We start from the raw sequence: 10782 nt of genomic DNA, 5'->3' as shown, positions 1-10782 counted from the left end.
TGGCCGAAGCCATATTATCGCGCGACGCGCTGCAGAGCCGGCTGGGCGCCCCGGTGGAATCGATCGCACTTCCTTATGGCGGGACAGACTTCAGGGTCCCGGGCATTCTGGCGCTTGCCGGCTATAGCGTCGGCTTCACGACCCGGCCGGCAAAGGCTACCTTCTCCGATAATTTCTTCGCTCTGCCGCGCTTCGAAGTGCGCGGGGATCGCCCGCTTGAAGCCTTCCCTGAACTCATCGGCCTGCCCGGAGCCTTTATCGGATGACAAAGCCATGACTGCCGCAGCATCCCCCTTGGTCACCATCGTCATACCGGCTTACAATGCCGAGAAGACGCTTGTCGAAACATTGCGAAGCGTCTCTGCCCAGTCTTACGACAAGCTCGAAATCCTGGTGGTCGACGACGGGTCGCGGGACGGCACCTTCGATCTTGCGCGCGACTACAGCCTGACCGATCGCCGTGTCCGTGTTCTCCGCCAGGACAATGGTGGGGTTGCGCGGGCGCGCAACCACGGCATCAAAGAGGCGCGCGGCTTCTATATAGCCCCTGTCGATGCCGATGACGTGTGGCATCCCAGCAAGATCGAGCTCCAGCTTGAGGCGGTGCTGAAATTTCCCCACGGAAACGGAGTTGCCTACAATTGGTATGCGGCGATTGACGAAAACGGCATCATTTTCGGCCATTCGCGCCCGGTCCTGCATCAAGGAAACATCTTCGAACCGCTGTTGCGGGAAAATTTCATCGGCAATGGCAGCACGCCCTTGATGCCGCGGGCGGAGATTCTTCGCTGCGGCGGCTATGACGCCGGCCTGCGCGACAACGGCGCCGAGGGGTGTGAGGATCTGAAACTTTATCTGGCGCTCGCCGAAACGCTGCCCTTCGCGCTGGTACCCGATTTTCTGACCGGCTATCGTTTCACCAAGGGCAACATGTCCAGCAATGCCTATCGGATGCTGAAGTCCCACGCCTTGGTGATGGCGCCGATCATCGCCCGCTATCCACATTTTGAGCGTGATATCCGGACCGCCGAATTCAACACCGCCTCCTGGTATTTCAAAAAGGCGTTTCTCGACGACGATTATGCGCAGCTCAAAAAGCTGGCGCCGATGATGGTGAGCAAATACCCCTCACGCCTTGTCATCCATGGCATGCAGCAGGGATGGCGGCAGGTAAAACGCCACGGCATACGCATAGCGAGGCGCGCCCTGGGCAAGCCTCCGGCCCGACCCAAAACCCGCTTCGCCGCGGTCATCCCGCAAGCCGGAACAGCTTTCCGCGATCGATACGCCGGCATGCCGGCCAGGGAAGCGCCCAGCCCCATCGCTGCGCGGGTGGCCGACAATGAATAGGTTTCGAAAACCTGCATCCGCCAAGCCGGCCACCGCCTACAACCTGATCGTGGCAGCTCGGTTCCGCGAGCTTCGGCAACTCGTGCCGGCGCTGCGGTTCAAGATGACGGTGATGATCGTCCTCGGAATTCTCACCGGCCTTTCGGAAATGATCGGGATAACCCTTCTGGTCAACCTGGTCTTTCTTCTAGGGCAGCAAGGCCCGGTTTCCGGCTCCGCCATTGCATGGCTCCCGGCGTTTTTCGGCAACATCGACCTCAGCCTTTCCAAGCCTGTCCTGATCGGCATTCTCATCGGCTCCATCCTCCTGCGGATTTTTCTGGGATGCGCCAACTCGCTCATCTCGAGCGCGATCAATCATCGGATTAGCGACAGGATGCGGGATCGCCTCTACGCTAAGGTCCTGGCCATTCCTTTCCAGCGATTTCAGGACTATGAGCGTAGCGACCTGATCAACGTCATCGCCACGGAATCCTATGCGGTCTCCTCGGCGCATGCCAGCCTGGTGCGGTTGGGGGTCAATTTCGGCACGATCGTGATCTTCGGCGTCGGCATGGTGGTGATGGCCTGGCCGATCGCTTTGCTCGGGCTCATCTTCGGCGTCCTCCATAATTTCGCATTAGGCTTCTTTGCCGGCGCCTACCGGCGCGTGGGAGCCTCGGCGGTGGCGGCAGTGGAGGCATTGACGCAACTGAGCTGGACAACGCTCCAAACTGCCAAGGCCGTCAAAAGCTTCGGCCTCGAGAAGCGCCACCAGCAGCTCTTCGCGGCGCTTTCCAGGGAGGTCGGCCAGACTTGGCGCCGGTCGGACTGGATGGGCGCGACGACCTCGCTTGTGAGCGAAATCCTGACGTTCGGTGTCATCCTGACGATCATTCTATCCTCGGAATTCCTGCCGGTGGATTTCAAGGCGGCGCTCTCGGCCACAATCCTTCTCTACAGGCTGCAGCCGCATATCAAGGGATTCGATTCCCAGATTCTGAGCCTTTACGAGATGGAAGCGTCGCTGCACAACGTCCTGGCGCTGCTTGCAGAGAAGGATGACGTCAAGCAGACCGCGCAAGGGGAGAAGGTAAGCCGCCTGGCGGAGGCGATCGTCTTCCACAAGGTCTCGTTCGTCTATGAGCGGGCGAACGCACCGGCGGTTCACGATCTCAGCTTCTCGATCAAGGCAGGCGAAACAACGGCTCTGACGGGGCCAAGCGGCTCCGGCAAAACCACAATCCTCAATATGATTCTCGATCTCAATCCGCCGACCGAGGGCATGATCACCGTTGACGGCAGGGACCTCGCAACCATCGACCGTTCCAGTTGGCTGGAGCTGCTCTCGGTGTCGGGTCAGGACGTTGAACTGATGGAGGGCACAGTCCTCGACAACATCCGGTTTCGTCGCGATATCTCGGAGCAGGATATTCGCTGGGCGGCCGATGTGGCCTGCGCAACGGAGTTCATCAACGATCTGCCGTATGGCTTCGATGAATGGCTGGGCGACGAGGCGATCCGGCTTTCGGGCGGACAAAGGCAACGTATAGGCCTGGCGCGCGCGCTCGCCGGCCGGCCTCAGATCCTGCTGTTGGACGAAGCGACGAGCGCGCTCGACGAAGATACCGAGATGCGGGTATTTTCGGCGATGAAAGAAGACGCCGGCAGAACGCTCATCGTCGTTAGCCATCGACCCGCTGTGGCCAGGCTGATGAAGAATCGGATCGATCTCCGCCCTCCCGCTCCCACGTCGAAGCTCGGGTGACGGAGATGGATATGTCAACGATGTCCGGGATTCGGGTGGCCGTCGTGATCCCCGCCTATAATGCCAGAGACTACCTTGCCCAGACGCTCCAGTCCGTCATCGACCAGACCCACAGGGCGCTGGAGATCGTCATCGTCGACGACGGCTCGACGGACGAGACAGCCTCGATCTGTCGCCATTTTGCCGCGAGTGATCCAAGGTTCCGGATTGTCTCGACTGAAAACCGTGGCGTCGCCGCGGCCCGCAACACCGGGATTGAAGCATCGAAATCCGACTATATCGCCTTCCTCGATGCCGACGACCTATGGCATCCGACCTATATCGAAAGAATGCTTTCGGCTCTCCACCCCCTGCCGAACACCTGGGGCGCGGTCTATGCTCTTCACCGTCTCATCGATCCCGAGGGATATTGCACGAGATCCGGTTCGTCACTGAACGCCAGGGACACCATTTTCACCCGTCATCTCGTATTCCGCTTCGTCGGCAATGGCAGCGGCTTCATGGTTCGCCGCGCTGTCATTGAGAAGATCGGTGGCTACGATTCAAGTTATGCCAGGCAGGGTATCGGAGGATGCGAGGATTTCGACTTCGAACTTCGTACAGCCGAGCATTTCAAGATCGAGACGGTGCCGTTGGGTCTAGTGGGATATCGTGTTCATTCAGCAGCCATGTCTTCCGACAGGTCGCAAATGGCGCTATCGCTTCTGGCTGTGACGGAGCAATGTATCGCCCGCAATCCACAGCTTCCAACTTTTGTCGTCAATTGCGCCCGCGCCTCGGCGAATCTTTATGCATTTTCAAAATTTGCCGCATTGAAAGATTGGCGCCGCGCCGCGACCTCGCTCAAGCACATTTATCATCATAGCCCAATGCTTGCTTCCGGCATCCTGTTCAAATTGATCCTTTCAAAAGCCGACAGAGCCGCACGCAGGACATTGTCCAAAGCCTGGCCAGCCAAGGAACAAAAGGGAAAGAATTTCAGGAAATTCGAAGAGATAGACCCACTTGTCCCATTGGTTGGCGGCTGGACACGCTTCAGGACGAAGGCATTGTTAAGGCACTTGTCGGAGATCGATCGATCCGGCGAATGCTCTGCGGCGGCCTCGTCGCAGGAGGCTTGATGCTTGCCGACTACACATCTGTTGGTGGCGCCAGCGCCGGCGGCAGTTTTTCGCCCGGCTGCTCAAAAATCTAAAGGTTTAACAACCCATCACTTCAATCGGCGTGGCGACTACCTCGCCACCTTCTATTACGAATTTGATAATTAATCAGAATAGTAAGAGCAAATAAGAGAACAAGATATAAAAAAAGCAATTACCCCAATAATGATCTGTGACAATACAGAGTTTTACTGTAATCATCCTTATGCACGTGCAAACATTCTTAGCAGAGGACCCGTCACCCACCCCGGCGGGTCCTCGACTTTGCTTTTTTGGCTGATTGCAACAAATGCGACAGCCGTTATCGCTGCATCGGCATAAATAGATTTCACCGCGGATGGCGATACTATCGCTGTTGAGTTCGGTTTGATCAGAAAATCCCCCGTCATCGGCAATTGAAGAGCAAAATTCGGGTTCTATTCCGTCAATATTTCGACTATCGCCTCAATTCACCTCGGTGATGCTTCCGGATCCGCAATGAAATTGCGGAGACAGAAAGATCATCATCACTTCGAGACTACCATCCGATAGAATTTCATAAGCATCACTGCCGCAATTAAGAACAACAAATCAAATGATTACCATCATGTATAAACTTAATCGTCTTACAATTGATTTTTAAATACAACCATTGTCTGAAATTAACAATTTTACCTTTTGATAAATTTTATGCCGATGAACTCAATTATTAATTTCATATATTGTGCATACATTTTCAAGGAGCATCAGCATTACCTTCGACTTGGGAACAGAGGATCTACCGAAAGCTACTTCTCCCGCCGGGCTCTCAACGACCCTGCATCATCGGTGATGATTGGTCACCGCGGATGGCCCAACAATCCTGGGACGGTCGCGAGGAGAAAAGTTGCCGATGCAAAACACGACCGCTGGGCTGAAGTGTAATATATTGATAAATAAAGGGTATCTCTTATCTGCCTGCGACCTGCACCGAACAGGTCGGCCAACAGCATTCGGTCTGCCTTTTCAAAAGTCGGCATATGAGCCTGGACTCGCAATTGAAATACCGGCACAAAACTCAACGACCTAAGACATTCCTGTCCTCTTTGACGAGCCTCCCGATACGACACAAGCGATTGCTCGCGGCGCAGTTGACATGTCCTGATTCAACACGCGTGCGGCCTGTAAGATGGCTGACCTGTGTCGAAATGGTCGCACCTCCCAAACGAATTAACCCTTCATAAAGCATTTGCTTGCTCAACTTATAATTTGTGTCATGGTCACTGTAAGTAGTGAGGGAGCCGACCTGATGAGTGATATAGCATCGCAGATTCCGGAATTTGGTTACGATGAGCGCGTGATGATCTGCCGGAAGCAGATCGAGAAGGCGGTCTATCAGTTCATTGCAAATACGAAGGTCGAGGGATGCGATCCGGCGGAAGTCGCAATGGCCATCGCAGACATTGCCGACGATTACATTCTGTTGCTGGCCCAGAAGCGCAACCTGACCCATTGAGATGAAGGGTCGGTCGTTGATCGGCTGGTCGTGCAGAAGACATTGAGTGCGAAATCGCGCCGCCTCCCTGCCCGGAGGCAACGTCAGCGAAGCCGCTTACCCCTCGCTTGAAACCCATCCGTGAGACGGATTTTGAACAGCTTCTGAATAAAGCGCCAGCGGCCGGAAACGAGCCGGACTTCCCTAACCTACAATTGACCCGAAACGCCGAAGCATGGGCACATACCAAGCGTGCGCGTTTCAGCGCGTTATCTCACCGCGATTGAAACAAACGGCTCCGTTCGATTGACGACTGCTCGGCTGCGCGCAACCACACACATAACCCCGAAAATCGAAGCTGATTTTCGGGGTTATCGCGGGTTTGAAGTGATGGAGCGTTCTCGGCGCGCCCTATCGGACGTGCCGTACTAATCGTACTAATGACTTCTTACGCTCACTTGCGGAACCGGGGAGCTCAATTCGGCCAATTCCCTGGTCAAGCCCTCCCCGACTTCCTGCTTCACTGCCTCGAGCGCAAGGTCGAGGCAATTCGTCGCGAACGGCAGTTTGACATCCTGAGCGACCTGTCGCGCATAGGCGATCATCCGCGCCAACGCGACGAGCTCTTCCAGACCGTCTTCCGCCCCTTGGTCTGCATCTATCTTGACAACCGATGTCACGCCCATGCCCCAGTTCTCCAATGAATTGAGGAAATGATACGCGTGTGGAAGTGATCCAGCCCGTGAAAAAAGCGTGACACAACCCTCGGTGACTATTGCCGGCTTCGGTTCACAATGCAGGGCGCGTGGGGAAAGAGGTGTCGTGCAGTTTCCAGGGCAGATCGGCAGTTGAGCGAATGTCGCGGACATCCTGCACGGCTTTCAATAATCCCAAGGCATCGATGCGTTTTTGATCGACGGCGTTCGACAGAAGTGCCGCCAGCAGGCCCGCACGATCCGGCTCAGCCAGCCCTGCGCATTGCTCGACGACCGCTCGCCACGTTCGCTTCTTGAAGAATATCGCGCTTGCGGCATCTTCGAGCTGTTGGCGCAACCGACTTTCCAGCAGTCCGCGGTCCTCCATCGCATCGAGCGTTGCGCTGACATTGACGAGCGGTACCGTCAGCGGCTTGCTGCCCAGCGCGCTCGGCGCGTGCGTGAGCGCGACGGCGGCATCGTCGACCAGCCGGTCGGTGCGATAGTCTTCGAAAATGCGGCCGATTCCGATCATGCCGAACGGATGACATTCGGCAGCGCGCAACGCGCCCATGCTTGCCGCCCCGAGAACCGCGACACCCAGCGACAGAGCATGGAGAATTTCCTTGTGCCAGACCGGTGCGGCATATTCGAAGCCGCCGTCGATCAGGCCGATGACATTGGCACCCTGCTCCACCGCGGCCAGGACATCGCCTTGCGTGGCAGGCGGCAAGACGCGTATCCCCTCGCCGGCAAGCGACGCCGCATCGGGAAGACTGGGACCTGCGAAAATGATCTTCAAAATCCTATCGCCCTTGCAAGCGCCCTCGTTCCAAACCGCCGGGCGCGCTCCCCCTCCGGATTTTCGAGATCGGGGATGACAATCTTGACGACACTGAACGGAAGCGTGTCGTCGCTGAGACGCACGGCGATCACCGAAGCAATCCGCCTGTTTCTCAGCGCGTCGAGCACATGCTGCAGCAACTGCGGCAGATCCTGCCGGTGATACCCTGCCGCCTGGTCACGGCCGATGGCAGCGGCGGGCGGTGCGGCAACCGCATCGAAGGCCTGCCGCATCAGCGGCGGCAGCCATCTTGAGAACGTTGCGGGAGAAATATCGTCCCTGGCTCCGCTGATATAGGTCATCCGGGACTGTACAGCTTCCGTCACCGCCCGAATGGCCGCGCGCACGGGAGACGGATGAGCGCCGGTGCCGCCGGTCACCTCGACGAGGCGAATGTCCCTATTGCCGTGAAAATCCCGGGGGCCCAGGAGGGAATCCCCAGGACCCAGCATGGCGGTGAAACAGGGGATCCCGATGTCGCTGGTGATATCGAAGAGCCTGAGCGCCAATCCCGAGGTTTCGATCTTGTCGATCAACCCGTCCAGGGCGCCGTCCTCAAAGCCGCGGGGATCGGTGCAGCCGGCATAACGATCCGCTTCCGCGCCCACCTGCCACAACACATGGGCGTCACGCTCGATACGCTCCAGGACGCCGTGCAAGATCGCCTCCTCGACATTGTTTCCCGAGGCCAGGCCATCCGACGACATCCAGTACCGCGCTTCACGCGTGCGGTCGAGCACCACCGCTTCAAAGGGGATATAGACCTCCTCGCCGGTGAGGATATTGACGCCGGCAACCCATTCCGTCTCCTCGTCCGGTCCGAGATCGGGTTTGTGGATAGCGGTCAGGCAATTCAGCACGTCGGTCTTGTGCCCCATTGCCTGCAGACGGGAAGAGGTGCCGTGGACGAGATCGACGGAGGGTTCGCCGGCGACCGCCCGTTCGAGGGCTTCCATGACAGTGGATACTTTGGCATCGAGATCGGTCAGGCCCTTTCCCTGGGCAATCACGATCGAGCGGGAATTCGGGGCGTATGCGCACCAGACGGGGATTCCGATATCGTCCAGTCCGGTATGTCGCGCAACCCTGGTGATGCCGAACCCGGCCAAAAGAGGTTCGACGCGGGAAAGGGTTTCCCGCGGCGACATGACCCTGTCGGAATATATGGACCGGTGTGTCAGAATACCGGCTCAGCCGTCGACGTGACCGGAAAGGGCAACCTGCGCCGAGGAAACCGCGACGGCGAGGTCGACGCTCTTCACGAACGTGCCGCCGGCCGTGCGCAGGCCGTTTGCAGTCGCCAATTCCCCCGTCGGATTGAGAGGCTTGACCGTACCCGCGTCGAGATCGGCAAGCCAGAGACCCGCCTCACCCGGTATACCTATAATGACAGCTTTCGCCATGTAATGCCCCTCAGCTATTGTTAAAAACCAGCCCTCAACAGGCCCTCACGATAAAGCTTTTTTTGCCAATCTTCCTTGAAGGGAACGATGGCGAGCCACTTCTCGACGTCGAAGACCGGGTTGATACTTTCGGCCCGTTGCCGATGGAAGAGCGCCCGTTTTCGATCGCCGATCATTGCGCAACTGGCCGCGGCGATGCGATGGGCCGGCGCTTTGTCTTTCATCGCCTCAACATAGGCGATGGCCTCCTCGTACTGTTCAAGGAAGAAGCTCGCTCCCGCAGCACACCAGAGATAGGCATCAGGCGCGATCGGATTGAGCGAAATCGCTCTTCTGATCTTGGCGAGCGCGTCGCCGGGGCGGGATGCATGCACGAGCGTGTCGGCATGGCTGTAGATGACATCGGCAAAATGCGGGCTGAGTTGTTCGGCCAGATCAAGTGCGGCGACACTGGCATCGACATCGCCGAGATAGAGTTTGGTGACACCAAGCTCGCGATGGCCCGCCGCCGACGCCGGATCCCGCTCGATGGCCCGAAGCGCGTTCTGCTCCGCCAGATGCAGCAGCTCATTGTTTCCCTGCGCCGTCACGAGCCACTCGCTGGTGAAGGTCCTCGCCAGCCCGGTAAATGACGGAGAGAAATCCGCCTTATGCGACAGCGACTGCTTGAAAGCTTTTCGGGCCCGGCGGATATGCGGCAATGTCAACTTGCTCATAAGGCTCGAGCCGACCAGATAGGCGTGATAGGCCTCAGGATTGGCTTCGAAGCGTAAGCGCTCTTCCTCGTTTTCAGCCAGCTCGCGGGCGACAGACATGGTCAACTGCTGCGCAATCAGCCGTCTCTGACGCGGCAATATATCGGGCGTCATCGTAAAGCGATTAGCCCAGATGATCTCGTCCGTGGGAAAATAAACCAGCTGGGCGAACAATCCCTCTTCGGAAAGCCGTGTATCCAGAAGATAGGCGATCGAGTGACGGGCGACCACGGCAGCCTTCTCGGAGTCGCGCCGGATCTGGCCGGCCGTATGGGGCGCTACGATGGAAATGTTTCTGAGCGCGCAGAGTTCGATCGTGACGTCTTCGATCAGGGCGTTGGCAAGCGCAAGCCCGGCATCGGCATGTTTCGATGTCGGGGGAAGCAGCACCAGCCGAGGTAGGATCAGCGGCGCCTGCGATACGCGTTCGATGTCGGCGGTTGTCTCACCGCCGGCCTCGGAACGCTTAACCTGCACCCTGGCATGGCCGTCGCCGTTCGGCAATCTCTCGCTGAGGGACGAACCGCCGGATAGCCGGTGCAGCAAGGCTCTGACCTGCTCGTCGTTCGGATCCCGTTCGAGGATCTGCAGGGCGGCGCCGGAAATGGAGCGCGCAGCGCCGGGCTTTTGCGCATCCGGCAACGCATCCAGCAGTGCCTGCCGCAATTGCAGCGCCTGAGCGTCCCGTTGCGCTCTGATCCAGGCGTCTATCAGCTTTGTCGCTGGTTTGATATTTCCGATGAACCCACGCTGGGTCAGTTCGGCGATCGCGTTCAGCCGCTCCAGCGGCGAACCGCCGGCGCGAAAAATATCCAGATCGCTGGAAACCGCCTGCGTGTTGAGACGAACCGTGGTGGCGGTGAAATCGAAGGGAATTTCGGCGCGTCCGCCGTCCGTCTCGCGGATGCGAGAAAGCAGTTTGCGCAGATTGAGCCGCGCCAGCTCGGATTCGACGTCATTCCATAGAAACTGAGCCAATTCATAACGGCTGAGTTCATGGCTCGCGCCGGCATAGAGATGGGCCATCATCAACAGGCCCTTGATCGGATAGCGAACCGGGTCGCCATTCGTCTCGATCAACCGCAGATCGCCGAATGTCTGCAGGTGGAGCACGATCCGTCCTTAGCTGTTCACAACCGAATCCTGCAGCTCACTGTCGCTGTCAGGCAATCCCGCGACTGCCAGGCTTTTGGCCAACGCCACCAGCTTTTGCCTGATATTCGGATCCTCGATGGCGATGAATGCCTTGTTGAGCGCCAGCCCCTCCTTCGAGGACAAAAATGTGTTCAATTCATTCGTCGCGCCGTCGACCGGTCCGGAGCCGCCGTTCTCGAAGAAAAAGCCGACGGGCACGCGAAGAATCTCGGATATGCGC

Annotated in this window: 10 protein-coding genes and 1 pseudogene; 5 read left to right on the top strand and 6 right to left on the bottom strand. The window is 58.0% G+C overall.

What is annotated here, in order from left to right:
• From FY112_RS04475 to FY112_RS04455, 5 genes are all read left to right on the top strand, one after another.
• On the top strand, positions 1–266 hold a 266-nt coding region (locus tag FY112_RS04475), incomplete at its 5' end, for a polysaccharide deacetylase family protein (protein WP_151517813.1).
• A 7-nt stretch (positions 267–273) separates the two neighbouring features.
• Positions 274–1350 (top strand): glycosyltransferase family 2 protein, encoded by a 1077-nt coding sequence (locus FY112_RS04470; protein WP_131644881.1) that lies wholly within the window; start codon positions 274–276, stop codon positions 1348–1350.
• Positions 1343–3097: an ABC transporter ATP-binding protein gene (locus FY112_RS04465; protein WP_151517812.1), complete on the top strand. Its 1755-nt coding sequence runs from the start codon at positions 1343–1345 to the stop codon at positions 3095–3097. The genes FY112_RS04470 and FY112_RS04465 overlap by 8 nt, the downstream gene beginning before the upstream one ends.
• Positions 3094–4218, top strand: coding sequence for a glycosyltransferase family A protein (locus tag FY112_RS04460; protein WP_151517811.1), 1125 nt, complete (start codon positions 3094–3096; stop codon positions 4216–4218). Before FY112_RS04465 ends, FY112_RS04460 begins: the two co-directional genes overlap by 4 nt.
• Before the next feature lie 1306 nt (positions 4219–5524).
• A complete protein-coding gene (locus tag FY112_RS04455) occupies positions 5525–5731 on the top strand; it encodes a hypothetical protein (protein WP_003542083.1) in 207 nt (68 codons plus the stop codon).
• 416 nt (positions 5732–6147) lie between these two features.
• Here the strand turns inward: FY112_RS04455 and FY112_RS04450 are convergent, their stop codons facing one another.
• The 6 genes and pseudogenes from FY112_RS04450 to FY112_RS04425 all read right to left on the bottom strand — a co-directional run.
• Positions 6148–6396, bottom strand: a complete 249-nt coding sequence (locus FY112_RS04450; RefSeq protein ID WP_003542090.1) for a hypothetical protein — start codon at positions 6394–6396, stop codon at positions 6148–6150.
• A 103-nt stretch (positions 6397–6499) separates the two neighbouring features.
• Positions 6500–7207 carry a TfuA-like protein gene (locus FY112_RS04445; protein WP_094088812.1) on the bottom strand — a complete coding sequence of 236 codons (708 nt, stop codon included), beginning with the start codon at positions 7205–7207 and terminating at the stop codon, positions 6500–6502.
• Entirely contained in the window at positions 7204–8397 is a 1194-nt protein-coding gene (locus FY112_RS04440) for a YcaO-like family protein (protein ID WP_151517810.1), read from the bottom strand. Before FY112_RS04440 ends, FY112_RS04445 begins: the two co-directional genes overlap by 4 nt.
• 42 nt (positions 8398–8439) lie before the next feature.
• Positions 8440–8652 carry a hypothetical protein gene (locus tag FY112_RS04435; protein WP_094088814.1) on the bottom strand — a complete coding sequence of 71 codons (213 nt, stop codon included), beginning with the start codon at positions 8650–8652 and terminating at the stop codon, positions 8440–8442.
• A 20-nt stretch (positions 8653–8672) separates the two neighbouring features.
• On the bottom strand, positions 8673–10520 hold the full coding sequence (locus tag FY112_RS04430) for a peptide antibiotic resistance protein (protein ID WP_017961649.1): 1848 nt from the start codon (positions 10518–10520) through the stop codon (positions 8673–8675).
• Between the two features lie 9 nt (positions 10521–10529).
• Positions 10530–10782 (bottom strand): annotated as a pseudogene (locus FY112_RS04425) (transcriptional regulator); the annotation flags it as partial.

The sequence above is a fragment of the Rhizobium sp. PEPV16 genome (assembly GCF_008919455.1).
GTDB lineage: Bacteria > Pseudomonadota > Alphaproteobacteria > Rhizobiales > Rhizobiaceae > Rhizobium > Rhizobium leguminosarum_Q.
Note: the sequence above shows the minus strand (reverse complement) of the source record. Positions and strands in the feature narration are given on the sequence as shown.

Coding starts and splice junctions, on each gene's coding strand:
- FY112_RS04435 (WP_094088814.1), bottom strand. CDS start 8,652: ATGGCGAAAGCTGTCATTATAGGTATACCGGGTGAGGCGGGTCTCTGG.
- FY112_RS04455 (WP_003542083.1), top strand. CDS start 5,525: ATGAGTGATATAGCATCGCAGATTCCGGAATTTGGTTACGATGAGCGC.
- FY112_RS04465 (WP_151517812.1), top strand. CDS start 1,343: ATGAATAGGTTTCGAAAACCTGCATCCGCCAAGCCGGCCACCGCCTAC.
- FY112_RS04450 (WP_003542090.1), bottom strand. CDS start 6,396: ATGGGCGTGACATCGGTTGTCAAGATAGATGCAGACCAAGGGGCGGAA.
- FY112_RS04440 (WP_151517810.1), bottom strand. CDS start 8,397: ATGTCGCCGCGGGAAACCCTTTCCCGCGTCGAACCTCTTTTGGCCGGG.
- FY112_RS04470 (WP_131644881.1), top strand. CDS start 274: ATGACTGCCGCAGCATCCCCCTTGGTCACCATCGTCATACCGGCTTAC.